Source organism: Lederbergia galactosidilytica (assembly GCF_017873565.1).
Classification (GTDB): Bacteria; Bacillota; Bacilli; order Bacillales; family Bacillaceae_C; genus Lederbergia; species Lederbergia galactosidilytica.
Window position 1 is genome coordinate 89,258 of the sequence record NZ_JAGGKH010000004.1, and the last position, 26,701, is coordinate 115,958.

A 26,701-nucleotide genomic window follows, 5' to 3' on the forward strand; every position below is an offset into this window, starting at 1 on the left:
TCTCCTTCCTACTCTATTAGAATAACGTACAAAAAGTAAAATTATATTTATATAAATGAATCAATTTCATAATAGAGATTTTAGCATCCAAATCCGAACAACGTTGATTTACGCTTCAGGTGGACGTTTTCCGGGGGGGCGTGCGGTGAGCTTCTCACCTGTCACGCTAATCCCCCCAGGAGTCGCCACCTTCCGCTCCAATCAACTAAGTTAAGGAAATACATTGACTAACAATTCAATCTCCTTTTACAAAAACGTTCGTGTATTGATCATCAATAAGCAATGATGAAATGGACTCAAATAGTATAAAAACAGTTTTTAAAAATAAGGAGTGGATAAACATAGAGTTCCGCTGCAATCAAAAACACGGTTACATCCACTGTCTATCAAAAGTTCTTTCACTATCATACAGGATTTTTCCTAAAAAAAGAACGTTTTTCATTATTTTGCTTGAAAACTTCTGCGGGAACGGACAGTTTAAATCCAGCAGTGAAAGTAATTGGAAAACATTCATGCTCGTATACTATTCTTTCTATGCATTTATTCTTCACTCAATCAGGACCTCCTCCCTATTTTTCTATGGATGAATCGTTTGTTACAGTAAAAGAAAACAGTTTCCAGAAGGGACTTAGAGAGATGCTAAAGTCTTTACAATCCATTCAACAGTTAAAATATGGCGAAAAGAGCGTGCTTCAGCAGCAAAATTGGCTAGCTTTTCTATATCAAACCGAGCAAAAAAATGTCAATTTAGAACAGGTCGATTCTCTAGCAGAAATCGAAGATCACCCTGTGCTTAGCTACACGGAGCGCACCTTGCAAATTTTAAATAAACTTAGCTTGCCTCAGGACAGTAAGCATATTCTTGAGGAAGTTTTAAAATGGTGCGAAGTCGCTAAATGCGGATCTGCATCAATGCGAAAAATATGGCTGGACGCCGGTTACCCATTAGCCATCCATAACCTTGCTTCTGCACAAATTTATGCTACAGCACAAATGGAAAAACTGATTTCAGAGAGGAATTTTGTTGAAGAAGAGTTAATTTATACTTTGATTCAAACACATGGGTTGATCGGACAATATATCCGTGGAGAAGCACGCTATCAACAATTGCAACCACTCGCTCAATTGATCAGCTTACAAATCATTCCCGATCCTATAATGAGGGAACTATTAATAGCCTTAAACCAATGTATCATTGAAGCCGTCTCCCCAACTCTATGGAAGAATGTTAAAGAGAAAGTCAATGAAGTCATTCTTTGGTTAATCACTGGCACGGATGACCATGAAGTTCCGTTTCAAGTACGCTTAAAACAATTACGTCAGCACGCCATCTTATACGGAGAAGACTTTGAAAAGGAAATCCAGCGAATTCCTGATTTCGAAAAGGCGGAAGAGAGGTTAGCTTTATTTTTCCATAAAGTCGATCTATGGTATGTAGAATCAGCCTTATCTGATTTTACACTGGAGGAATTTATCAAAATTTTTCTATTACTTATACGTACTTCTCCTTCCTTAACTTTAGGGCATATCACATTTGAGCCTTTAATGCGTGATCTTCATTATGATTATAAAGGAAAAAAAGCGGTTAACCTTTATAAAAAGCGGATTATCGAGGCCTATTTAAACGAATTGTCGGTGGAAGAACTTTTATATCATGAGATCCCAGCTAATCAACATGTTTCGCTAAAAATAGACTTATATGACCACGTCCAGTTTATCGGGGTAACTTTTTGTTTCTCAAACGCAGGCGAAAAACTCATTGAATTTTGTCAAGAAGCAGAAAAAGATCCTGTATATGAACGGGCGATTATTTTACTATATGATTTTTTTGGATTCCGAAAAGATGCCTTTGATCGCCTCCAAAATGAAAAAAGCTATCTTGCCGATATGAACCACGCTCAAAATTTCAAAAAGAAAATTGTCGATTATGTAGTCGGAGATACGATACTTGATATTGGGCCTGGGGGAGGATTTCTATTGGATTTGCTTTCTACCCGTTATCCAGATGCCAAGGTGATAGGAATCGATATTGCCGCGAATGTTATAGCCGAATTAGAACGAAAAAAGCAACGTGAACAAAAAGGCTGGGAAGTCCTTCAAGGTGATGCTCTTGATCTTCAACAATATGTCGGTGAAGGGCAAGTGGATACGATTATCTTTTCATCCATTCTCCATGAAATGTTTTCCTATATTCCTTATGAAGGGAAAAAGTTTCATCCTGCCGTCATTGGTCAAGCATTACAAAGCGCCTTTCTTGCATTACGTCCAAATGGCCGAATTATTATTCGGGATGGAATTATGACGGAGCCAAAAAACCTAGTTCGCAATATCCATTTTAGAAATAAAGCCGACATAGCCTTTTTCAATCGCTATGTGCATGATTTCAAAGGCAGGGAAATCAAATACAAATGGCTTGATGAACAAACCGTTTCCTTACCTATCAATGATAGCATGGAATTTTTATATACTTTTACTTGGGGGGAAGAATCCTATCCACATGAAGTACAAGAACAATTTGGTTATTTTACTCCAAGTGAATATAAGGACTGCATTCAACAATCATTGGGATCAGAAGCGAATATAATGATCTTTGAACATTATTTGCAAGAGGGATATGAAGAACATCTATTGGATAGAATCTCCTTAACAGATGAATCACAACAGCCCGTACGACTACCTGATAGCACATGCTTCATCATAATTGAAAAAGGCAGTCTTTAAATGGAAGTCCCCTAAGTTCGTGTTTCTTAGGGGACAATTCTATTGCTTCTTCTTTGTCCTTGCCAATTTTGCGCGATCAGTTGTTCCAGGCGGTTCTTCTAGCCAACTATGCTTAATCATTATATCTGCTCCAGATTTTGCATAACGGGCAATCTCTAGGGATAATCTTTCATAGTCGACTGCCAAATCACTACGCTGACTAGCCGCTGCCGCTGTTGCATAGTTTCCAATTCCTGAAGCTGATAATAATGACATATGGAACATTAATAATTTGTCAGAGAACGTCTGTGTTATAGACTCACTTATGGCCATATCAGGTAATTGCGGTGTCTCAATTTCATCCTCCAACAATTTGGAAGTAAAAATTTCAATATGCTTTTTCGAAATTTCCTTCCCTCGCAGCATAAACTCCTGCACTTCCTTAACTGGTGAAGTTTGCGCAAATGCAAGACATAATTTAACCCCAACTGTATTAGTCATCGAATTCATATACAAATGAGAAACTTCAACTGCATTTAGAGGACGTTTTGAGGCAAGGGGGTTCAATCCACTATAATACTTTTTGCTGTCTACATAGTCTGACTCTGTAGGTACATTAATAAATGGAAATCTCGCTATAACGCCTTTTTCCAATCCTATATCTGTTGTTCGGTTATATAAGTCTGTTGTTTCTTCAATGCCTTCTGTGAAAAGAATCCTTATATCCTTTCTAATACTCATGGATACAAAACCACCATAAGCAAGTAATCCAATCCTAGCCATTTGATTAACATAAGTTAAGCAAAAAACATCTGTGAATAGCCAAGGAGCATTTAAATTTACGTCTTCATCGGTAAAACCCTGTGGTTGCGCGTATTGCTCCTGCTCGAATATTCGATGTAAGGATTCCAGATGTTTTTCCGAAATATCTAAGGCAAATTGAACCGCCGCTTTGATCTCTTTGTCTTCTATATGTTTTAACATATAAGTTAAGATACATTTAGACATACTATCATTCATATAAGAAGTCCAAAGAGAGGCAATTTCCGCGGATGTTAAGTTTACATTTTGTATTGCCATAAGACATTACTCCCATCTTAGGATAAAATTTTGGTACACATATTATGCAACAGACTTATCTACCCTATTCAGGTATTGAGATTTTCACACGTATTTTCAACTGTTCCTTTAATAACCCTTCATTTAAGAGAAACATGATCTAGAAATGATTATAGATGTATTATATTAGTTCTAAAATGAGATTATCTGCTTGTCCAAGTGATACGGTGGGAGAATGAATGACATCTAGAAAATCATAAACTGTTCATTTAACTTATTTCTTATGTTTTTCCTTAATTTTCTCCAATTGTTGTTGATATTGTTCTTCGATTTCAGAAGTTGCCGGTAGAAATGGTTCCTTATTGTGATCGATACGCTTTCCATACCGTATCATCTCATAAATGATCATTCCATTATTTGGCATTTCATTTATTGTAATCATCGGGATGGCATCCAAAAGTACGTAATAAATTGTATAGAAGATAAAACGCTCCCAGAAGGTTTGATAAGCCGATAAAATTCCATTCACCAATAAGGCGTTTATAATGAACGCTAGTATGAGATTTATTAAGATTGGGCCAGCATATATACAAACATAGACAAATTTATTATCTCTTTTTATAGAATCATAGGAAAACCAACTATAGAGATGATAGTACTTTCGGACATCAACAATACCTATTTTAAACCGGCGCGGGCCTGAACCAATCGTTATTCTTGGATTCTTCACACCAAATATGACAGTTACAATTAAATATCCAACTTCTCTAAGAAAAACAACAACAGGTAAAATGATGAATGCAGAGATCACGACACCGATTAAATCTGAAAATCCAAACATATATGTAAAGATCCTTTCACTGATAATCATTTTGTTTTATCACGAAACAATTAGTCATAAGCCCACTCCAGGAAATCTATAAATTGAAGAGGATAAGTGGAACTAGTGCGCTATTCCCCCGATTGGTCGACTATCAATAGTAGGGGGAAATTTCCACTTATTGAGGTTCCACTTTATCCATTACCCGAAAACAAAAAAATCAATCTTGTTCATCGTATGGAATAGGAATACGTTTAGCTTCAAAAAGTGGAAACTGATTCGCCCTTCTCTAAAACTTGCGCCTGATCCGATGGTTTATATAGTACAACACAACAAAAAGCCTGATATCTCTTCTTTAAAATGAAGAGACATCAGGAGGTTTCGATAAACATTGTTATGGAATCGAAGAGATAATTTTATGGATATTTTCTTTTCTGTGGAATAGGGGCGGTGCTAATGGATTTCTAACCATCACATAATGAGTAAAAAGATGGGAAATACATTTCATGAAACCGAAGTGGCTTCGCTGCTTTCCCCATTAAGCCATTGCTGCTTTGAATGAAGGATCCTCTTCCCTAATTAATTCTTCTGTCATGATTCCTATTTGTCAGCCAATGTTTCAACAAAATCTCTTTCTCCGTTAAGATCTATAACCTTATGTATATTTTTTCTTTTAATAAAAATGCTCTTATAAGCTGGATGGCCTTTCTCATCTAAAAGCAAGAGAATTCGCTTATTTGTAAGATCTTCCACCACTTCTATTTGATATTTTGAAAGATCGACTATTTCTTCTAAATGAGATATCTCTTGAAATTGTGAGACTTCTCCTTCATTCGCTATTGGATTTTGTTCATTTGATTGCTCCACCGGTGCATTCTTCACTGCTTGTTCGTCAATAGGATGCGCACAAATGGCTTTTACCCCTAAAATGCTTCCTACTAAAACTAGAGCACCCACTAAAGACATAGCAATTGTTTTCATCATGTATTCTCACTCCCATTCAATCTAATGTTTAGTTTAAGCTTCTATAATTGAAAATTGATGTGAAGAAAATGAGAATTTGATGAGAAGCTTGAGAAAACATATTGATTAAAACGATCTCCCTTTTGAATAACCGTAGTTAGACAATCCTTCCTTCTAATCACAATCCATTTTTATAATGACACAAATTTGTTCCATAGGAAAAGTAGACCTCTCCCTGGCCATCAAATGCCATTAGCATCACTTGATCTTGTAAAGACTCTTAAGCATTCTTATAGGATTTTTTCCATCAACTGTCCTTTGACAACCAAGGAAAAATGAGGTACATTAAGATATGTACGAACATTATTATATATTTTTAAATAATCATTCGTGTTTAGGAGTGTTTACTTAATGGAAACAATATTTGATTATGAAGATATTCAATTAATTCCGAGAAAATGTATTGTTCAAAGTCGTTCGGAATGTGATACATCTGTTACTTTAGGCAGCCATAAATTTAAATTACCTGTTGTGCCTGCCAATATGCAAACGATCATTGATGAGGAGATTGCGTATTATCTAGCGGAAAACGGTTACTTCTATATCATGCATCGTTTTCAACCTGAACAACGTGCTGATTTCATTAAAGGAATGCATGAACGGGGATTAATTGCTTCAATCAGCGTAGGAGTAAAAGAGGATGAATATCCATTTATTCAGCAATTAGCTGATGAGGAGCTTATTCCAGAGTTTATTACGATTGATATTGCTCATGGTCACTCAAATGCTGTCATCCAAATGATTCAACATATAAAAAAACAATTGCCTCAAACCTTTGTTATTGCTGGGAATGTCGCAACACCTGATGCTGTCCGCGATTTAGAAGACGCTGGCGCAGATGCCACAAAAGTGGGCGTCGGGCCTGGAAAGGTTTGTATTACAAAAATTAAGACTGGATTTGGTACAGCTGGTTGGCAATTAGCTGCGCTTAAATGGTGTGCAGAAGCGGCAAGTAAACCGATTATTGCAGACGGCGGAATTCGCACACATGGAGATATCGCTAAATCCATCCATTTTGGTGCTTCCATGATCATGGTCGGATCACTTTTTGCTGGGCATGAAGAATCTCCTGGTAGAACGATTATGCAAAACGGCAAGCTTTATAAAGAATATTTTGGTTCTGCCTCTGAATTTCAAAAAGGCGAAAAGAAAAACGTAGAAGGAAAAAGGATGTTGGTGGAGCATAAAGGTCAACTGCAGGATACTTTAACCGAGATGGAGCAAGACCTCCAATCATCTATTTCCTATGCAGGTGGAAATAATCTTGCAGCACTTCGTGAAGTAGAACATGTTATTGTAAAAAATTCCATTTTTAACGGAGATTGAGGAAAGATAGCCGGACGTAATAAATATACGCCCGGCTATTTTGCCCTCCCCGTTCCTATCATTAATACTGCTACTTTCCTTTTAATCAGGCATGCAATCCAGTAGATACTTCTGTTTGTTGTCCTTTTATTAATAATCCACCCATACATCCTAATAATGAAAAAATGAGCGGAATCAGAAGGCCATATTGGTAACCAAGTGCGCCAGGAAAGTGGTCTAATATTTTTCCGAAAATACTTGGCAACAATACTGCACTCAGAAATCCACCTGTATTGGCAAAACCTGACACCACTCCTACAACCCTCATTGGAAAGGATTGACGTACAGTGGCAAATGTTAGAGCACTAGCTCCATTTCCAAATCCTATCAACAAGAAAAGGATAATCAGCAAATAAAATGGTGGCTTGCCTGCGAATAAGAATAAGGTGATCCAGCTTATAAGTATAATAAAATGAACAATTACATAAGGAAGTTTTATGGTCCCTAAGCGATTCGAAAGCCAAGTTGAGACTGGCGCCCCAATGATCGCCCCTACAAGGCCTATCATAATCAATTGGCTCGCTTCTGAGCGTGTCATATCATACATGTTAATTCCATAAGGCACTGCCCAGGATCCAATAAATCCTACATAGGTCCCCACTAAACCAAAGTGGCATAAGAAGGTCGCCCAAGCTTGGCGGTCAGTCACTAGACGACGCAGTAAAACGATAGTACTCTCCGGCTTCTCCCTTGCGGCTTTTTTCTTTTCTTCCTGCTTAAACAACTGCTTCGGCTTTTTCACTAAGACATAATACAATATGAAGCCACACAGGCATAAAAGAATACCCGTTGTTAGAAAGGCCATTCGCCATCCAGTCAGATCAATCCAAGCTGAAAAGGGAAATGTTGCCATTAAAAACCCCAAACTTCCCGACATTCCAGCAAAACCTAGCAAACTAATAAATTCCTTCACTTTAAACCACTGGCTTAATATAAGCACCAAGTTAACCCAAATAGTCGCATCACCAATACCTACTAATAAGCGCGAAAATAATAAAAAGTATTCATTGGGTGCGAGACTATACATAACAGTGCCAATCCCATTCAACAAAGCCCCTACAATCAAAAAAAGATTGGGACCATAACGATCTGACAATAACCCAATCGGCACTTGTAAACTAGAGTATGCCAAAAATTGTACACTTGTTAGTAAACCAATCGTCGATGCCGTCACCTTAAAATCAATCATCAATTGATCAGTAATTAAACCAGGTGCCGTCCGTTGGCTTACAATTAAAAAATAGGCAAATAATACTGTCGCAAATACTACCCATCGGTAACGACTATTTTGTTTTTCCACTGCTCTCTACCTTCTAGTAAAAAATTATTTCTTTGGATACACAATTAAAAATGGAACTGAATACTCCCCATAATAATGAAAGTTTTCGTATGAACAAAGCTTTATCCAATAGATTTACTCTATTATCATAACATTTCCAAGGGAATCATACAGAAATATAACTATTTTTTTAATGGAAAAAAAATAGGAGTGATCTAGCTAGAAAACTATGTGCTTAGTAGAAAACCACCCCTATAGATTTAGACTCTCGGGGCGTTGGAAAGGCTTGAAATTCATCAACATCACAAGCTGCAAAAGCATCTGAAGTTGTGAAATAAAGTAGCTCTACCTTCACGTCGACTATCACAAATTATTATTTTGATTGGCAATAGAATTATCGTTAAGGAGAAATTAAGCCTACGTTTCATACATGTTAAGAAAACAGCATTATATTGAAACTAGATAATCAAAGAAGAATCATTTCATTAAGAAAGAAAGGAGACATAAGAAATATGTATACTATTGCCACAAGAGAATTCTTCGGCCTATTTAAAAGTATAAAGTCTTTAATCATTATTGCTATTCTATTTTTAGCTTCTTATTTTTCCGCTAAATACGCAGACATCCTGCTAGTTGTAGGGCAACTATCTGAAAGAGAGGCCGAAAATATCCATTCTGCAGGTCTATTGATCCTCTTACTCCTATTTGGACTTTTATTTATTATGGGGCTGTCCCATGACAGTCTTAATAGGGAAATACATGAACGAACTATTCGTTTCCTTATTACAAGAGCATCACGCTCGTCTATTACAGTGGGGAAGTTTTTAGGTATTTGGTTCTTTTGGTTTGTTTGTATCACTATTTCGTTTATATTAATCAGTATTTATGCCCATAAAATAGATCTTTTCATTTTCTCACAAATTATGAGTCTGCTTACTTATCAAATAGCCCTAACTCTCCTCCTTTCCATGCTTATTCCGAAACCCGGGATAACGATGTTTCTAGGTGTCATATTAGGATTAGGATTTCCCATTGTGGGGTTATGGGTTTCTTTTACCTCCAATATTTGGCTAAGCTGGACCAAATTTTTAGTCCCGTACTACTATTTGAATCAAGATAATTATGCTTTTCTCATAACTCTATTACTCGCAGGAATCTTGCTCTTATTCACCTTTCTAATGTTAAAAAGGAGGGATTGCTAATGTACGCTATTGAAACCAATCAACTCTTAAAAGCTTACGGGTCCACCCCTGTTGTAAAAGGAATGAATCTACATGTAGCAAAAGGCGAGATTTTCGGTTTCCTAGGCAGAAATGGCGCTGGCAAATCCACCTTTATCAATATGTTAACAGGTATAGTTCACCCTAGCTCTGGCGAATATTCGCTTTTAGGCATAAAAGGACCGAATGATCGTGTCAAACAACATATTGGAGTCATGCCAGATTATTCTACTTTTTATCCCGCTTTATCCGCATTAGAACATTTGCGTTTTCTATCATCTCTATCCAAAAAGCCAGCAACAAAAGAACGTTGTCTGGAAGTTTTACAACAGGTTGGTTTGGAGGAACATGCCCGAAAAAAGACAGCGAAGTTTTCCTTTGGCATGAAAAAGAAACTAGGAATTGCTCAAGCCATTATTCACGACCCTGATTTAATTTTTCTGGATGAGCCAACTTCTGGTATAGACGCTGAGTCAGCGCTTCATATTCATCAATTAATTCGGCAACTCCATAAAAACGGGAAAACAGTTTTTATGACCTCTCATAATCTCGATGAAGTGGAGAAATTATGCACAAGAATCGCCATTATGAAAGATGGACAAATTGATAAAATCGGTACAATGGATGAGCTTAGAGCCTTCTATCGATCAACTTTGACAGTAAAAATCAAGCATTCGCCTATCCCGGAATCGAAATACGGAATAATCACTCATTGGCTACAAACAATTGGAACAGATATGGAAATAAATAATCCTTATCTTTCACTCAACCTCCCTTCGGAAAAAAGGATTGCTGAATTGACCCACGCCTTTACAGAATGGAAAATAGATATTTTTCGGGTAGAAGTAAAAGAACCTTCACTTGAGGAAATATTTATGAACAAAAGAATTAATAAAGAATAAACCAGGAAAAATACGAAAATTCCATCAAGATTGGGGGAGGCTGACCATTAACCATGACGTTTTTGAGGAATTACTCTTGCTAGCGTGGGGAGTGGGGCTCTTACCATCACATTTTTGAACATTTCCCCTTATTAGCGTGAGGAGCGACACTTTTATCCTCACGTTTTTAAACATTTCCCCTTGTTAGCGTAAGGAGCAATGCGTTCGCTGCTATGCTGTTGATCGGCTTGCCTATTTTTCATCACAATCCACTTCGCTGTTACGCTTTAGGGGATTCTTCCCACAACGTGAGACTATGTAAAAACTGAATGTTTAATTTGGACTGTGTTCCGTCTTTTCAGATTAACTTAAGCACCCTCATTCGCCTTATTTTTTTATCAGTCTAACTGCAGCTCTCTTTTATTTTTCGCTATCTCTTGTTTTAATTTTCACTCCTTCTTGTCCGCCAATGATTACTTGGTGAGCATAATTGAGGAAGAGACCATTTTCTACAATACCTGTCTTATTTTGCAATTTCTCTTCTAACTTTTGTGGATGCTCGATTTTGTTCATATGTAAATCGACTATATAATGCCCGCCATCTGTTTGCACAGGAGAGCCATTTTTTACTCTTAAGATTGGTTGGCAATCCTCCAGCTCCATTTTCTTTATCACTTGTTTATGACCGAAAGGGACCACTTCGATCGGCAGCGGGAATTTCCCCAATGATTCCACCATTTTACTTGCATCTACTACCCAAATAATTTTTCGAGAAGCACTAGCGACAATTTTTTCATACAATAGAGCTCCCCCTCCCCCTTTAATGCCCTGCAAATTCCGATCAACTTCATCAGCTCCATCTATCGTTAAATCAATCTCATTGACCGAGTCAATAGATACTAAAGGAATATTCAAAGACTGCGCCAAAAGTGTCGTCTCCCTAGAGGTAGAGACCCCCTGAATCCGTAGTCCCTGCCCCACTAATTCACCTATTTTTTGTATTGTGTAGAATACAGTTGATCCTGAACCTAAACCGATCACCATTCCATCTTCAATAAACTCGACTGCTTTTTCACCTGCTAGTTGCTTCTTTAACATTATTCTTCTCCTTCACTTTAGAAATCACTTGTTATTTCCATGTAAGTAGCTTTCCCTTTTTCATATAAACGAATCATTTAACAAAAGAAGTCAGCTAAATGCATTTTTGTTTTTCGCTGTAGCCAATGCTTCTAACCACTAGTTTATACATGAAAATTCATCTAATTATAACTATACTTATTCATCTATTATTATGATAACCTAATTGGTAACGTTTACATTAGGAGGTGAGCTTTAAAAGTTATACCACCCTTCATTTTGAAATACTAATTAGGAGGAATTTCTATTGAAACAAACTGGTTCGAACCTTTTTTTACGTTCCTGGATGATCCTGTCATTGGCTGTCATTGTGGCCGTATCTTTAGCTAACCCAAGCCTAGCTGCAGAGGAAAGCGAAGCTGATATTCAAGCATATGTGAAAGACATGCAGCCGGGATGGAATCTAGGTAATACATTTGATGCAGTTGGCGCTGATGAAACAGCTTGGGGCAATCCCCATGTGACAGAGGAATTTATCAAACATGTTGCTGACCAAGGTTTTAAAAGTATTCGTATTCCCGTTACGTTTGACGGAAGACAGGCAGCAGGTCCAGATTACATAATTGATGCAGACTTTTTAGAGCGACTTGACCAAGTTATACAGTGGTCCTTAGCTGAAGACTTATATGTCATGATTAATATCCATCATGACTCTTGGATATGGTTAAGTGAAGGTATGCACCATAACCATGATGAGACCCTTGCGAGATTTGAAGAGACATGGAAGCAGCTTGCCGAACATTTTAAGGATTATTCGTCTAAACTGATGTTTGAGAGCATTAATGAACCACAGTTTAATGGTACAGAACAGGAGCAATTCGAGTATCTCCAAGAATTAAATACAGCTTTTCATCAAATAGTGAGGGAATCCGGTGGTAAGAATGACACCCGTCCGCTTGTACTCCCAACATTACTGACTGGATCGGAACCTGAGAAGTTATCAGATTTGTATGAGACAATCACGGAACTAAATGATCCAAACATCATTTCAACGGTTCACTACTATGGTTTTTGGCCATTTAGTGTGAATATTGCGGGTTACACACGTTTTGAAGAAGATACGAAGAATGAAATTATCTCTGTTTTTGATCGTGTCCATGATACATTTGTTGCTAAGGGAATCCCCGTTATTATTGGTGAATATGGACTACTTGGCTTTGATACAGATATGCAAGCCATTGAGCAAGGAGAGAAATTAAAGTTTTTTGAATTTATGATTTATTATGCACAAGAAAAAGAGTTAACTCATATGCTTTGGGATAATGGACAACATTTCGGGCGAACATCTTATGAATGGTCAGATCCTGCACTTTATCAATTAATGAAGGCAAGTTGGACAACACGTTCCGCAACTGCTGAGTCTGACTTTATCTATATTAAAAATAATGAAGAAATCGAAGATCAATCACTCAAACTCGATTTGAATGGCAACCAGTTTATTTCCTTACTATTGGATGAAGAAAAATTACTAGAAGGACGGGATTATTTATGGGATGGTCAACAGTTAACATTCAAGGCGGATTTATTAAAGTATCTTACTGAAGATGGCCATCTAGGAACCAACGCTATATTAACAGCTAAATTTAATCAAGGAGCAGACTGGCATTTTCACATAAAAACATATGAAACACCCACGTTAGATAAAGCAGAAGGAACTGTAGCCAACTTTTCCATTCCGACTTCCTTTAATGGAGCTGAGCTTGCTACAATGGAGGCTTTTTATACGGATAGAGAAGTAGCCGGCCCCCAAGATTGGACACCATTTAAAGAGTTTGGCTATACTTTTTCCCCAGATTATGAAAAGGACAAAATGATCATGAAAGAGGCGTTTTTTAATGAAGCCACTGATGGAGAAATTGAATTAACTTTTCATTTCTGGAGCGGGGAAAAAATACCCTATACCCTTACAAAGGATGGTAATACTGTCCGTGGTGAAACAAAGACGGAGACACTAGAAGAGGAGAAACCAGCAGAAGGAGGAGATAAGAACCCTCCTAGGGACAATGAGCAACCTAAGGATAAAGAAAAACCCAGTCCTATTGAGAAGCCAGATAATGAGGACGATACTTCCGGAAATAAAGTAGTTCCTGGCAATGAGGAGCCTAGAAGAGAAAAAGTTCCTAATGATAAGAATGATAATCAACCAGCAGAGATTGATGTGGCTCCTGTTAATGAGCGAGTTGATGGAACATCCAAGCCTAATAATGATCGATATAATCGGCTTCCAAACACTGCTACAAATCTCTATAACTATCTATTCTTAGGTTTGGCTTTCGTATTAATAGGAGGCATTTTAGCTTTGTATTTTAGAAAAAGAAAAATAGATAAATAAGCGAAAAAAGTCTCAATCATGAATTGTATGGAAAGAGGCTGGGACAAAAGTGTTATCACTTAAGAAAAGTTCGAACTACTAGCGTGAAAATAACTCACTTAAAAAAATACTTCGCTAAGGTAATGCATTGTTCGCTTTTGAGGCTTAGTATTTTTGTTATGTCCCAGCCCCTTTCTATATTTTCAATTATTCACTTTCTCTTCCCCTAACTATTGACGAACCCCTTACAGTCTTTTAAAATAGTGAGTAATCACTCACTATTTTTTATGAATGGAGGGAACTCAATGCCAGCCACCATTGAAATGAAGAATATTAGCAAAAGTTTCGGAAAAAAATTAGTTTTGAACAAGATTAATTTAACAATACAAGCTGGGCAAATTTACGGCCTGATTGGGCCTTCAGGTTCCGGAAAAACAACATTAGTGAAATTAATTGTTGGGATGGATCAACCTTCTACTGGAGATGTCCAAGTTTTAGGGATGGCTATTCCTAATTTAAAAGTATTGCAGAAAATTGGCTATATGGCGCAAGCGGACGCCTTATATACCGACTTAACAGGAGCAGAAAATTTATCTTTTTTTGCCACGCTCTTTAAATTAAAAAAAGATACACGGAAAAAGCGGATTACTTATGCGGCAGATTTAGTAGATCTCTCTTCTCATCTGCATAAAAAAGTACAAAACTATTCTGGGGGAATGAAACGTCGATTATCACTTGCCATAGCCTTAATTCAAGATCCTGATGTACTTGTATTAGATGAACCCACCGTTGGAATAGACCCTGAATTGCGCCAATCAATTTGGGCAGAGATTGACCGATTAAAAAGGGCAGGGAAAACTATTTTAGTAACAACCCATGTGATGGATGAGGCAGAAAAATGCGATCAACTCGCGATGATCAGGAACGGGGAAATCATTACAAATGGTTCTCCACAGCAATTGAAACAACAATATGGGATTTCAAGTTTAGAAGACGTATTCTTACAAGCTGGGGGGAAAATGGCATGAGAATACTCGCAGTCGTCAAACGAATTATCCAGCAAATGTTGCGTGATAAGCGGTCGCTCGCATTGATGATGGTTGCTCCCTTGCTCATTCTCACTCTTCTTCACTATTTGTTTGCTAGTGATACCACCATTCCAAAGCTTGGGGTTCTAGACACAGATGCCTCTGTCATCAACGAGCTAAAAGATAAAGACATTATCATCAAAGAATATGAACATGTAAAAAATAAGGAACAGGTTATATTGGAAGAGGAATTAGATGGTTTATTGCAATTTAAGGATGAAAAGGTAGATCTGACTTTAACGAATGCAGATCCCGCTTCTACAAAAGCGTTGCAAATGAAAATTCTTCAAGCCATTGCCACAGAAAACGCTGGGAAACAAGCAAAAGGTTTAGCCGAGTTGATAGGGAATCTCCAAGATCAGTTGCCAAATGTTCCAGCAAACATAGGACAAATGAAAGAACCAGACATGAACATTTCCTATATCTACGGTGATCAAGATACGACCTTTTTTGAGCAATTAAGCCCTATTCTTGTCGGGTTTTTTGTATTCTTTTTTGTCTTTCTTATTTCCGGGATTGCTTTGCTCCGTGAACGTACAACTGGGACACTTGAACGATTGATGGCCACCCCGATCCAAAGAAGAGATCTCGTTATTGGCTATCTTTTGGGATATGGTATTTTTGCAGTTATTCAAACCTTGATCGTTGTTTTTTATGCTGTTAAAGTATTAGATATCATGCTAGCCGGGGCTTTAGGGAATGTAATCCTTATTAATTTATGCTTAGCATTAGTCGCCTTATCACTGGGTATTCTCTTATCTTCATTTGCAAACTCGGAATTTCAAATGATGCAATTTATTCCAATTGCCATTATCCCACAAGTCTTTTTTGCCGGGATTCTTCCCGTCAATCAAATGGCAGATTGGCTACAAGTGATTGCCAAATGTATGCCGATGTATTATGGAGGAAATGCCTTAGTGGGTGTTATGTATAAAGGACTTGGTTTAAGCGACATTCGCAATGATTTACTAATCCTTTTAGGTTTTGCACTGATCTTTATTATTCTCAATGTGGTCGCCTTAAGAAAATATCGAAAGATTTAACAATAGGAGGATACAATGTCTGAAGAAGAAAGGCTTGTCGAACAATTATTTGCTGGAGAAAAACTAACAGATAAACAAAAAAAGATCATCCTAGCAGCAATTGAATCTTTTTCCGAAAAAGGCTATTCCGCCACCTCAACAAGTGAAATTGCAAAAAAAGCAGGGGTAGCGGAAGGAACCATTTTCCGGCATTATAAAACAAAAAAGGAATTATTACTGTCGATCATTGGTCCGTTTATGACAAAATTAATTGCCCCTTATATTGTAAAAGACTTTCATAAAGTGCTGGATCAAAAATATGATCATGTCGAAGACTTTTTGCGGGCAACAATGGAAAATCGGAGAAATGTCGTCAAACGTCTCCTCCCCGTCATTAAAATTTTGCTTCAGGAAATCCCTTTCCACCCTGAGTTGCGGGAGCAATTTCTGAATCATATTGCGAAAGATACCTTTGATCGTGTTACAAAGTTAATTAAGAGCTATCAAGAAAAAGGGCAAATCATTGACATACCACCTGCCAGTGTAGCAAGATTAGCTGTCACTTCCCTTCTTGGCTTTTTATTCTCTCGCTATGTGCTTTTCCCTGAACTAGAATGGGATGATGAAGCCGAAGCGGAGCGCACAATTCAATTTATATTACATGGGTTGGGAAAAACTGAATAGTCTCTCTAATACCTTAACCTAACAAACGGTTATTAGAAACAAGTATGGCTAAATTCGCAAATAGATTTTTGGGTATATTCTATCAGCCTGTTAGCCATCCAGTTAAACCCGCTTTCATATATTGTAAATACATTCACTCAAAGTATAAGCTACGTCTTTCCTTTGTATTATCCTTCTCTTACAACGAGTAAACACCGAGTCATTGCTATGACTCGGTGTGAATATATATCTAATTATTTTACTGGCTTTTTCAATAATCCTAGAAGGATTGCAGAAACAATAGCTCCGATTATAACAGCTAAAAGATACAACAGCCAGCTACCACTGACAAGTGGGAAGACAAAAATCCCACCATGTGGTGCCTGTAGCCCAATATTAAACATCATGGACAGACCTCCTGCCACAGCTGCTCCAACCGCGACGGACGGAATAACTCGAAGCGGGTCAGCAGCCGCAAAAGGAATCGCTCCCTCTGTGATAAATGATAGGCCCATCACAATATTCACAGGTCCGGCTTCACGTTCTTGTTTACTAAATTTATTTTTAAATAAAAAGGTCGCTAGGGCAATACCAAGTGGTGGAACCATTCCTCCTGCCATAATGGCAGCCATTGGCTCATACACTCCACTAGCAATAAGTCCTGTACCAAAAAGATAGGCAGCTTTGTTAATCGGACCGCCCATATCAATGGCCATCATCAGCCCAAGGATGACCCCAAGAAGCACTGCATTTGCCGTACCTAAGCTAGAAAGCCAATTCGAAATCCATGTGTTTAATGCACTTAAAGGAGTGTTCACAACAAAGTGCATAATAAAACCTGTGATAGCAATTCCTAGTAAAGGAAACAATAGAATCGTTTTGATCCCTTCTAAAGAAGATGGAAGACCAGCTAATAGTTTTCTAATTCCAACTACTATATAACCACCAAGAAAACCTGCAACTAATCCTCCTAAGAAACCAGCACCACTTGTTGCTGCCATCATTCCCCCAACCATTCCTGGGGCAAATCCTGGACGATCGGCAATACTCATTGCAATAAAGCCAGCTAGTACAGGAACCATGAGGGCAAATGCATTACCACCACCGATTGTATTAAGAGCTTCTGCAATGATATTGTACGAAGGGTCGTTTGGATCGTGCGCATTATAGCCAAATAAAAAGCCGAGCGCAATTAAGATTCCTCCACCAATTACAAATGGTAGCATGTTAGATACACCGCTCATTAGGTGCTTGTAAATGGTAGCCCCTATACCACGAGAAGCTGACTCTTTATGGCCATGATCATCTTTATTGGATGAATCTTTAAATATTGGTGCCTCTTGTTTTAAAGCACGCTCAATTAATTCTTGCGGTTTACGAATGCCCTCCGCTACTGGTACTTCAATGACATGCTTACCATTGAAACGAGCCATCTGTACTTGAGTATCAGCTGCCACAATAACTGCTGTTGCTCGTTCAATTTCCTCGCTTGTTAAGACATTTTTAGCACCGCCGGAACCATTCGTTTCTACCTTAATGGCAATCCCCATTTCTTCAGCTTTTGCCTTTAAAGAATCTGCGGACATATACGTATGAGCAATTCCAGTTGGACACGCCGTAACAGCCACTACAAAAGGTTCATTTTCAGCGACAGAAACTGCCTCTTCTTCTTCTTCCTCTTGCACGTCATGCTCATTAATAATCGCGAGAGCTTCTTCTTCTGTCTGTGCTTCTAAGAGTTGTTTTCGCACTTCCTCTTTTAACAGAATCGTCGATAATTTTGACAATGCCTGTAGATGAGTATCATTCGCGCCCTCTGGTGCCGCAATCATGAAGAAAAGGTGTGCAGGCATCCCATCAAGAGATTCATATTCGATCCCACTTACAGATCTACCAAAAACAATAGCTGGGGCTTTAACCGCCGCTGTCTTTGCATGGGGGATGGCAATCCCCTCGCCTATTCCCGTCGTACTTTGCTCTTCACGATGAAAAATAGCTTGTTTATATTCTGCACGATCATTTAGCTTGCCAGCAACATCCAATACTTGAACAAGTTCCTCAATCACTTCGGCCTTTTGCGAGCTTTTGAGGTGCAAATGAATCGTGTTCTTGGTTAACAGTTCTGTTATTCTCATGCTTATTCTCCTATACTAGAATTTTTCTATTCTTACTTCTGGCAATAAACTCTCAATCTTTTCTCGGGTGCAAAGCCCAGTCGAAAAGGCTGTAGCACTGCCTGCAGCTACACTATAGCGAAAAGCTTCCTCAAAGGAATGAGTCTTTTCGTACATAGCCATAAATCCAGCTACCATAGAATCTCCCGCTCCTACTGAACCTTTTACAACACCTTTAGGAACTGTTGACACGTAGACCTGCTCTTGGTTCATAAAAACCGCACCCTCACCGGCTAGAGAGACAATGACATTTTCGGCTCCCATGTTTATCAGTTCTTTCCCATAAGGAATCACTTCTTCACAATTATTTATCGTAACTCCAAATAAATCTCCAAGCTCATGATGATTGGGTTTGATTAAAAATGGTTTATGAGGAAGCACATTCTTTAATAAGTCCCCTTCCGCATCCACAACGAATCGCGTCCCAGTCTCCTGGCAGATGCTCGCCAACTCCTCGTACGTTGTCGTGGACAAAGATGAGGGAATGCTTCCAGCTAAAATAAGCGTATCTTCATGCGTTAATTCTCGTATTATATCTTGCAGTGCCATGTAGTTTTCAGTGGTGATTCTAGGCCCTTTAGCATTTATTTCTGTTTCCTGTTCAGCTTTCACTTTGACATTAATTCGTGTTTGTTCATTCACTCGGATAAAATTAGTTTCAATATCCAAGGTGTGTAAGAGTGTTTCAATATAATCTCCGGTAAACCCTCCGACAAAGCCTAGCGCTTGATTCGGTGTTTCAAATGTCTTTAATACTTGGGAAACATTTATTCCTTTTCCACCTGGTAAAATAGCTTCATTTTTCGTTCGATTTAATGCCCCTAACGTGATATTGTTCATCTCAACAATGTAGTCAAGAGAGGGGTTTAACGTAACCGTGTAAATCATTCCGTAACCACCTTTAATTTTGTTATACGCGTAATTTTTCTTTCTAGATCTTCCTCTAAACAAGTTGTAATAATGGTGGCTTCAGAGAGATCCGAAATTTTCGCAAAAAAGATTTCAGAGAATTTAGAGGCATCTGCCAAAACAAAAGCTTCTCGGCTTAGTGAAATCGCTTGCTGTTTAATCATAGCTTCCTCTTGATCTGGCGTTGTAAAGCCATATTCCGAATGAATCCCATTTGTACCCATGAAGCATTTATCAAAGCGATATTGTCTCAAACCTTCCATAGCTCCTCGGCCAATTAAAGCATTTGTTTTTGGTTTACAAAAACCACCGATAAGAAAGGACTTAATGCCCCTGTTTAAAAGAGCCGGTATATGGTTTAAACCATTCGTTACCACTACAATATTTACTGGTAAAAAGGGAATGAGTTCGAAAATAGTTGAACCTGCATCTAAATAAATACTATCGCCTTCCTCGACAAGCGATGCAGCAAATCGAGCAATTAGCTGTTTATCGTGAACATTTTTGGTTGATTTTTCAGTTATGCTTGACTCAAATAGTTTTCCTTGTAGTTGGGAGGCGCCACCGTGAACTCGTTTTAAAAACTTTTTTTGCTCTAACAAGGTTAAATCCCGACGAACCGTAGACTCAGATGAATTTGTTAACTCAACAAGCTCTTGAAGTTTAACCGTCTTTTTTACTTTTAAAAGATTAAGGATGATTTGATGACGTTCCGACTCTAGCAAATGAATATGACCTCCTATAAGTTGCTAGTATAATTCTATATGATATTTCATTCAAATTCAATCAAATTCATTCATAAGCATTCAAAAAAAGGGTGTCCAGAAAGTCAGTGGATACTGATTTTCTGTGACACCCTTTTTTTATATTCTCAATACAAATAAGTCCTCTTGTCTGGTAAATACCGGTAGCTATGCACCACTTGGGAGAGTCAGACTCATCATTAAAATCCTTATTGCGAGAGATTGTATTTATTCATATAGATCCATGGAAATTTGCCATTTTGCAAGATCAACTGCAATAGGAATAGGGATCCAATTCGCTGGTTTGCTTTGCTCCCGATCCGTCGGAGTGAAACGTATATTTTCGAGGAGTTATTAAGATGAAGTGAGCATGTTTTTATGAACCGCTGCTTAAAAGTGAGGAAGAAAAGACCGGGGACTTTACATGACCCACATCGACCAACGCACAAGTTCCTAGCAGTTATAGTAATGTTTTGCAGCTTCTAGTTCCATAAAAAAACGCCGTTGTGGCGTTTTTTTATAAAGAGTACTCTTTAAAACTGAAGCTTCTTCATTTAGTTGATCCAAATCCCATTTATGCCATCTTCTCATTCAAAACCCAGTAGCGAATGGCTTTGGCGACGCCATCTGCTTCATTCGTATCTGTTATCCAGTCAGCCGATTCCTTCACTAATTCTTGTGCATTGCCCATGGCGACACCACAGCCAGCCGCCTGAATCATCGCTAAATCATTTAAGCTATCGCCAACAGCGAGCACTTGATCCATCGAAATTCCGATACGATCGCAGACTTTTTTTAATGCATTCGCTTTGTTTATTCCGAGGGCATTCACCTCAATATTAAATGGGCTTGAATTGCTAATTTCTAATTGTTTATTTTTTCTCAGTTCTGTTAAAATCGTTTCACTTGTTTCCTGATCATCAAAATCAAATCCAAATTTAAGCCATTCGCGTTGAGTAATTTCTTCTGGGAAACCTTCGCGGAACTCTGATTCTGGAGTCATCGCCCAAAAACGGGTACCATGTTGATGACATAGCTCCCACATTGCTTGGACAAAATCTTGCTGAAGCGGGTTCCTTTCAAGCAGGTTTCCAGAGGGATCCCAAATTTCACTACCATTAACAGCCACTAGATAGGAAGAGAGCTGCAAAGAATCCGCATAATTTTTGCAAGATTTAACATGGCGCCCTGTGCTGATAACCACCTGTACGCCTTTTTCCACTGCTTCCGCAATTGCCTTTCGATTTTCATTCGAAATCTCATGATGCCGATTTAATAATGTTCCGTCCAAATCAAGTGCAATAAGTTTGAATGGCCTGCCTTTTTTCGTAGTCTCCATAATACAACTCCCCTTCTTGCTCATCATTCGATATGGCTTGAGTGTACCATGTCAGATGATCATTTTCAAAATTGCCTATACGACTATTTCTTGAATTATCTTCCTTTATTTCCGGTAGAGCAGAAGGAGTCATTTTCCAGTATTTTAAAACAAAAAAGATTTTTTATTGGCGATCATTGGTCTGTTTATGGTTAGTAGGCTGAGCGCGACAGCTAATAGAATGCATCTAACGGCTAATAGGGCAAAAAGCGGTAACGATTTTAAGAAGAATGGCTATCATAGGTACAAAATCGCCTTTGCAAAAAGCCAATGGCTAATAGAACGAGCGCAACGGCTAATAGAGAGGCTTCAATAGCTACTAGAGTGCATATCCTTAGATTGTAAAAGACTCCCCCGAAATAACACACCTTTGTGGCATTAAAAGAAGAGCCCCTCTGAGGAGCTCTATTTTTTACTTTGTAGTTTCCTTACTCCCTTTGCTAAATTATCAAAATAACAATATTGTCCAAGATGGCTTTTATTGTGTTAAAAACTTTGGTTCTACTGATTTGTTTTATTCAAATGTAAAAGTCTCCATGATCTCCGGGACTTCCTCATTCACCATACGGGCAAACTCCTCTTCAAGTTCTTGTAATTCGCCGCCTTCCCAAAATTCGGGTGGCATCTCCATAATTGGATTCCACACATACGTATTTCCATTATGGTTGGCAATCAAGTTCATCGGACCGATATTTTCTGCTGATTCGGTATCTAGCACACTAATACTAAAAATATTACAGATTTCTTTTCCGTTATGCATAAATTGAAAATCATAGCTTATTTCTGCCCCAACGTTCCAATCTCCCTCTTTCACAATATACTTTCCTTCCCAAGATGCAGGAAGATGCAGAGTAAACTGGTGATCATTGTTTTGATAGACAATATCATTCTTCTTCTCTTCTGTTGCAGCAGCAATTTTATCCCAGCTCACTTCCACTCCCACAACACCTGCAGAATTAGGGAAAAGTTTGTAAAATTGCTTATACAGAATAATCGCATCTTCTGTTAAGGAAAAAGCATAATAGTTTTCAAGAGTAGGCTTGGTTTCCTCCTTCACGTCTTCTTTATACTTAAACGTGACAGGTTCGGAACGATATTCCGCAAACTGATCACTATTGATCAATTCTTCCGCTACTAATTTTGACACACTATTAAGATCTGTCCCGCTTCTCTTTAACACCTCTTCTAGATCTAACAATTGATTATTCTTTAGGTCATAATTAAAGGCATAGCTATGTTCCGTTCCATGCACGCCACCCATATAGATGTAAACATCAAAATATATCGAGACAAAGTCATCCGTGACCACTGGCTCTTTAAACGATACATCGTAAGAATATTTAATTTTTGTTCCTAAACCTTCTTCCTCGTATGCTGGATCTTTTATAATCTCTTTCGCAGCCTCTTGACTACTTTCAAACTGGAACTGCATTTCATCTGCAAGAAGCTTGTCTACTGGTTCATATCCAAAGGAGGGATATTGGATTTCAATTTCAAAGTTCTCTTCCTTCTTTTCAAGCTTAACTGTTTCATATTGACTTAAATCAGGAAGCAACTTCTCTATCTCTCTTTCTTCCTCTTTTTTCGCCGTTTCTTTCACTACTTCTTTTTCACTATCCTCATCCACAGCGCTAACCTTTTCCTTCTCTGAAGCAGTTCCCTTCTTGTCTGTGCTTCCTTGTTGACTACATCCAACTAATACTAATAATAAGAGAGCCAATAGTGTGATTTTCTTCATGCTGTCAAAACTCCCATCCAATCTATCTTTCTATACCATATATCGGTAAACTGAATAATCTTTTTAGGAGTTTTAAAGTACACAAAAGATCGCGATTCATTCTCTAGCTAATTAAAACTAAAATAGATAAAAATACTCCGCACGGTTATCATAAAATTAACCATAACCATGCGAAGATTTTAAAAATAAATTTGCTCACAATTCAGCAGCTATATAGCAGTAGATATCATAATTAGTAGCTGTTATTGCTGAGATTGATCTGCAATACAGACTCTATTCCTCCCCAACCTTTTCACATTATAAAGTACCTTATCTCCATCTTCCACTAGCTTCGTTGGAGCAATTGTCGTTTCTTGAAAACTAGCAACACCTATCGAGATTGAAATGGACAATTTTCCCTTGTCTTAGACTTTCAATCCACTCAGCCCCCCACCACTTCATACCCTAATAGATTAAAACCTTAAATGTAACCAATGAGAAGGCATTCTTTCCATCATCAATGTTATAATTTCTTTCAAGAGAAACGGAGGGGATGCGAAAGATGGCAGAATCGATCAAAAGTAACTTCGGGACATTTCAGTATAATCAACACGTTAAATCCTTCAAGCTAGAAATTGGTTCGATCTATTGGTCATTGGATAATGAGCATGCCGATTTAAGTGAATTGGTGTGCAAGGCCGAGGAACTTTATTCGGTTCTAGAGGATTTTAATAAGAAAACAAAAATGGCCATTGCCCAGGAATTAATAGATTACAAAAATGATTTTTGGCCTGAATATGATGAGGATGATGAAACATTAGACTGGGATGCTGTCGACGCAGGAGAGTATGATATCTCCGTGGAAATATTTATTAAAGCGATCACCCTTTTGGATATCGAAATAAACGCTCAAGGAATTTACTTGGAATATGATGATGGCGATTTATTTGGGGGCCATAGAATCCATGCCAAATTTGATTATGATTATAAGCTGTTACAAGCAACAATTTAGAAAATAAGGTGGGATAAGAATGATTGAAAATATTACCGAAACGGAATATGGGATGGAAGGAACAATATATTGCAAATTATTTGATAAACAGCTTCGAGTTTGGATAGCAGATGGAGCAGATCTTGAATATGGACTTTTTTGTGTTGAGGCTTTAAATCTCTTAAATGATAAGTTGATTGATGAGATTTGCCAAGCTGCCATCGCCTATTGCGAAGATTTCTGTGATGATGTAGGGCAAGAACCACCAAAAATTGCAAAGACAAGCGATATTCTGAATTATATTGATCTAACCGGATTAATCATCGATAAACCAAAAGATCGGCATAAACCAGTTATCCATTTGGAAGGAAATTGCGACTGGGAAATAGAGCATGGGATAGAAATCATCATCCGTGGAAGAAAATTACTATATCTCTCCTCCTTTAATGGTATGGGAGCTTGGGATGAACCTGAGACATATAAAGACTCCTATAATTATGCCCATCAGGTCATTTAAGCAGACTTTTCGCTCTTGCATATAAACAAAGGGTTTTCAGAGAACTAGAGAGAATGTAGTATATTGTAAAAAAATAAATGGTGGAGGAAAAATGATGCAAAATAAAGAGGAATTGATCAACGAATTTACTGAATTTATCCCTTTTGTCCAATCATTAAGAAGTTTAGCAGAAGAAAAGTGGAATAGTCAGATCGCGGAAGGTAAATGGACGGTACGAGATGTCATTACCCATATGATGCTTTGGGACAAATACTTTCTAGAAGAAGCGATTCAGAAAATAACAAGCCATCAGCCTATAACAGCAAAACATCTTGATTTCGATGAGTTCAATAAGAAGGCAGTTGACTATGCAAAGGATAAAAAGCAGCAAGAGATCATTGATGCATCTATTCATTATCGCAATGAACTTCTTCGCCAACTCGACTCCATTAGCGAAGACGATTTCGCAATTGAACATATAGACGGAGATGGAAAGCCTTTTTCCGCTTATTATTATTTAATCGGCTTTATTCCTCATGATCATCATCATATTGCGCAATTAAAGGCATTCTTCTCTAAGGCTCCTGCCCATTAAAGGTATACTGACATGTTTGATCACAGGGAAAAGAGCAGCTATTTTCTCTTTTCCCTGCGATGAGAGAAGCGTTGAGTTATACATATCTTTCTATGTATATTGAATAATCCCCTTAATAACATTCATTTTACGATAATCTCTCATTGCATTAGGCACCTCTTCTAGTTTGAAATGATGGCTTAACAATGGTTTGATTTGTATCTTGCCTCTTTCAACTAATGCGATCGCTTGCTCATGTGTATATGGGTTGATAAAGGATCCTTTTATGCTTAGTTCCTTTGAGAAAATGTCAAAAGGATGGATTTCCATTTTTGTGTCTGGTGCAGCTACACCAAATAATAAAATTTCCCCACCCTTTTTTGCCATTTTTACTGCTTGTTCCATACTTTCCTTTCTTCCTACACATTCAATTACGATATCAAAGCCTTCTGTATTTCGATCAAGCTGATCGGGAGAAATGGCCTCATCTGCCCCTAGCTGAAGGGCAAGTTTATGCTTTGATTGATCTGGTTCACTTACGACTATTGGAAACGTGCCATAAACTTTCGCCATTTGCAACATCATTAAGCCGATATATCCGCCCCCGATCACTAGAACAGAAGCTCCTGGCTGAATGTTTATTCGAGAAAAGCCATGCAATACACAGCCAAGTGGCTCAATCATCGCTCCCTCTTCAAAGGACATTTCATCTGAAATCAGATAACAATTCGCAGAAGGAACCGCACAGTATTCTCCCATTCCTCCATCTCTCGTCACCCCAATTGCTTGCAAGTTTTCACAAAGATGTTGGCGGTTACTTTGGCAATACGCACATTCCCCACAATAGATATTCGGATCGATCGATACGCGATCACCCGCTTTAAATTTTGTTACCCTTTCTCCAACTTCGACAACTTCACCAGCCAATTCATGGCCTAAAACGATCGGATAGTCTACTGCTGCAGATCCTGGTTGACCGTGATAAATATGCTGATCTGTTCCGCAAATACCACAAGCTTTTACTTTTATAATGATTTCGTCTTCCAGTGGAGTGGGAATGGAAAGTTCCTTAACCTCCATCTCCATTTTGTTCGATAATACGGCTGCTTTCATCGACTATACACCACCCTTTATCATTTATTAAAAAACAA

23 protein-coding genes are annotated in these 26,701 nt (G+C 38.1%); 11 read left to right on the forward strand and 12 right to left on the reverse strand.

Features of this window, described 5'->3' with window-relative positions:
- The first annotated feature begins 636 nt into the window (after positions 1-636).
- Entirely contained in the window at positions 637-2,721 is a 2,085-nt protein-coding gene (locus J2Z23_RS05465; RefSeq protein ID WP_057981791.1) for a class I SAM-dependent methyltransferase, read from the forward strand.
- A 39-nt stretch (positions 2,722-2,760) separates the two neighbouring features.
- Here J2Z23_RS05465 and J2Z23_RS05470 read toward each other — a convergent pair whose 3' ends face one another.
- The 3 genes from J2Z23_RS05470 to J2Z23_RS05480 all read right to left on the reverse strand — a co-directional run bounded on the left by J2Z23_RS05470 (position 2,761) and on the right by J2Z23_RS05480 (position 5,563).
- The gene (locus J2Z23_RS05470) at positions 2,761-3,780 is read right to left on the reverse strand and encodes a DUF3231 family protein (RefSeq protein ID WP_057981790.1); all 1,020 of its coding nucleotides are present in this window, start codon (positions 3,778-3,780) and stop codon (positions 2,761-2,763) included.
- Positions 3,781-4,033: 253 nt separating this feature from the next.
- Positions 4,034-4,600 (reverse strand): hypothetical protein, encoded by a 567-nt coding sequence (locus J2Z23_RS05475; protein ID WP_057981873.1) that lies wholly within the window; start codon positions 4,598-4,600, stop codon positions 4,034-4,036.
- Between the two features lie 579 nt (positions 4,601-5,179).
- Entirely contained in the window at positions 5,180-5,563 is a 384-nt protein-coding gene (locus J2Z23_RS05480) for a hypothetical protein (protein ID WP_057981789.1), read from the reverse strand.
- Between the two features lie 390 nt (positions 5,564-5,953).
- Between J2Z23_RS05480 and guaC the strand changes: the two genes are divergently transcribed.
- Positions 5,954-6,928, forward strand: a complete 975-nt coding sequence (gene guaC, locus J2Z23_RS05485; RefSeq protein ID WP_057981788.1) for a GMP reductase — start codon at positions 5,954-5,956, stop codon at positions 6,926-6,928.
- Between the two features lie 85 nt (positions 6,929-7,013).
- Here the strand turns inward: guaC and J2Z23_RS05490 are convergent, their stop codons facing one another.
- Positions 7,014-8,267 carry an MFS transporter gene (locus J2Z23_RS05490; protein ID WP_057981787.1) on the reverse strand — a complete coding sequence of 418 codons (1,254 nt, stop codon included), beginning with the start codon at positions 8,265-8,267 and terminating at the stop codon, positions 7,014-7,016.
- A 491-nt stretch (positions 8,268-8,758) separates the two neighbouring features.
- On the opposite strand from J2Z23_RS05490, the gene J2Z23_RS05495 reads away from it, so the two are divergent.
- Both J2Z23_RS05495 and J2Z23_RS05500 read left to right on the forward strand, forming a co-directional pair.
- On the forward strand, positions 8,759-9,448 hold the full coding sequence (locus tag J2Z23_RS05495; RefSeq protein WP_209973411.1) for an ABC-2 transporter permease: 690 nt from the start codon (positions 8,759-8,761) through the stop codon (positions 9,446-9,448).
- Positions 9,448-10,368 (forward strand): ABC transporter ATP-binding protein, encoded by a 921-nt coding sequence (locus J2Z23_RS05500; protein WP_209973414.1) that lies wholly within the window; start codon positions 9,448-9,450, stop codon positions 10,366-10,368. The genes J2Z23_RS05495 and J2Z23_RS05500 overlap by 1 nt, the downstream gene beginning before the upstream one ends.
- Positions 10,369-10,767: 399 nt before the next feature.
- Here the strand turns inward: J2Z23_RS05500 and rpiA are convergent, their stop codons facing one another.
- A complete protein-coding gene (gene rpiA, locus J2Z23_RS05505; RefSeq protein ID WP_064468759.1) occupies positions 10,768-11,445 on the reverse strand; it encodes a ribose-5-phosphate isomerase RpiA in 678 nt (225 codons plus the stop codon).
- A 286-nt stretch (positions 11,446-11,731) separates the two neighbouring features.
- Here rpiA and J2Z23_RS05510 point away from each other — a divergent pair, with 286 nt between their 5' ends.
- The 4 genes from J2Z23_RS05510 to J2Z23_RS05525 all read left to right on the forward strand — a co-directional run bounded on the left by J2Z23_RS05510 (position 11,732) and on the right by J2Z23_RS05525 (position 16,589).
- Entirely contained in the window at positions 11,732-13,816 is a 2,085-nt protein-coding gene (locus J2Z23_RS05510; protein ID WP_338011601.1) for a cellulase family glycosylhydrolase, read from the forward strand.
- Between the two features lie 284 nt (positions 13,817-14,100).
- Complete coding sequence (locus J2Z23_RS05515) at positions 14,101-14,823, forward strand: ABC transporter ATP-binding protein (protein ID WP_057981783.1); 723 nt, start codon at positions 14,101-14,103, stop codon at positions 14,821-14,823.
- Positions 14,820-15,926 carry an ABC transporter permease gene (locus J2Z23_RS05520; RefSeq protein WP_064468758.1) on the forward strand — a complete coding sequence of 369 codons (1,107 nt, stop codon included), beginning with the start codon at positions 14,820-14,822 and terminating at the stop codon, positions 15,924-15,926. The genes J2Z23_RS05515 and J2Z23_RS05520 overlap by 4 nt, the downstream gene beginning before the upstream one ends.
- A gap of 15 nt (positions 15,927-15,941) precedes the next feature.
- Positions 15,942-16,589, forward strand: a complete 648-nt coding sequence (locus J2Z23_RS05525) for a TetR/AcrR family transcriptional regulator (RefSeq protein ID WP_057981781.1) — start codon at positions 15,942-15,944, stop codon at positions 16,587-16,589.
- A gap of 233 nt (positions 16,590-16,822) precedes the next feature.
- Here the strand turns inward: J2Z23_RS05525 and J2Z23_RS05530 are convergent, their stop codons facing one another.
- From J2Z23_RS05530 to J2Z23_RS05555, 6 genes are all read right to left on the reverse strand, one after another.
- On the reverse strand, positions 16,823-18,703 hold the full coding sequence (locus tag J2Z23_RS05530) for a PTS fructose transporter subunit IIABC (RefSeq protein WP_209973417.1): 1,881 nt from the start codon (positions 18,701-18,703) through the stop codon (positions 16,823-16,825).
- Between the two features lie 15 nt (positions 18,704-18,718).
- Positions 18,719-19,630, reverse strand: a complete 912-nt coding sequence (pfkB, locus tag J2Z23_RS05535) for a 1-phosphofructokinase (RefSeq protein ID WP_209973420.1) — start codon at positions 19,628-19,630, stop codon at positions 18,719-18,721.
- Entirely contained in the window at positions 19,627-20,376 is a 750-nt protein-coding gene (locus J2Z23_RS05540; RefSeq protein WP_057981778.1) for a DeoR/GlpR family DNA-binding transcription regulator, read from the reverse strand. Before J2Z23_RS05540 ends, pfkB begins: the two co-directional genes overlap by 4 nt.
- Positions 20,377-20,968: 592 nt before the next feature.
- Positions 20,969-21,733 (reverse strand): Cof-type HAD-IIB family hydrolase, encoded by a 765-nt coding sequence (locus J2Z23_RS05545; RefSeq protein ID WP_057981777.1) that lies wholly within the window; start codon positions 21,731-21,733, stop codon positions 20,969-20,971.
- 553 nt (positions 21,734-22,286) lie between these two features.
- Positions 22,287-23,510, reverse strand: coding sequence for a PdaC/SigV domain-containing protein (locus J2Z23_RS05550; protein ID WP_209973422.1), 1,224 nt, complete (start codon positions 23,508-23,510; stop codon positions 22,287-22,289).
- Positions 23,511-23,752: 242 nt separating this feature from the next.
- Positions 23,753-23,902, reverse strand: coding sequence for a nucleotidyl cyclase domain-containing protein (locus tag J2Z23_RS05555; protein ID WP_128738680.1), 150 nt, complete (start codon positions 23,900-23,902; stop codon positions 23,753-23,755).
- Positions 23,903-24,051: 149 nt separating this feature from the next.
- Between J2Z23_RS05555 and J2Z23_RS05560 the strand changes: the two genes are divergently transcribed.
- The 3 genes from J2Z23_RS05560 (at position 24,052) to J2Z23_RS05570 (ending at position 25,571) form a co-directional block, all read left to right on the forward strand.
- Positions 24,052-24,501: a DUF2262 domain-containing protein gene (locus tag J2Z23_RS05560; protein WP_057981774.1), complete on the forward strand. Its 450-nt coding sequence runs from the start codon at positions 24,052-24,054 to the stop codon at positions 24,499-24,501.
- Between the two features lie 19 nt (positions 24,502-24,520).
- Positions 24,521-24,997 carry a DUF6985 domain-containing protein gene (locus J2Z23_RS05565; RefSeq protein WP_209973425.1) on the forward strand — a complete coding sequence of 159 codons (477 nt, stop codon included), beginning with the start codon at positions 24,521-24,523 and terminating at the stop codon, positions 24,995-24,997.
- A 94-nt stretch (positions 24,998-25,091) separates the two neighbouring features.
- Positions 25,092-25,571, forward strand: a complete 480-nt coding sequence (locus tag J2Z23_RS05570) for a DinB family protein (RefSeq protein ID WP_209973427.1) — start codon at positions 25,092-25,094, stop codon at positions 25,569-25,571.
- 90 nt (positions 25,572-25,661) lie between these two features.
- Here J2Z23_RS05570 and J2Z23_RS05575 read toward each other — a convergent pair whose 3' ends face one another.
- Positions 25,662-26,663, reverse strand: a complete 1,002-nt coding sequence (locus J2Z23_RS05575; protein ID WP_209973429.1) for a zinc-dependent alcohol dehydrogenase family protein — start codon at positions 26,661-26,663, stop codon at positions 25,662-25,664.
- Positions 26,664-26,701 lie beyond the last annotated feature (38 nt).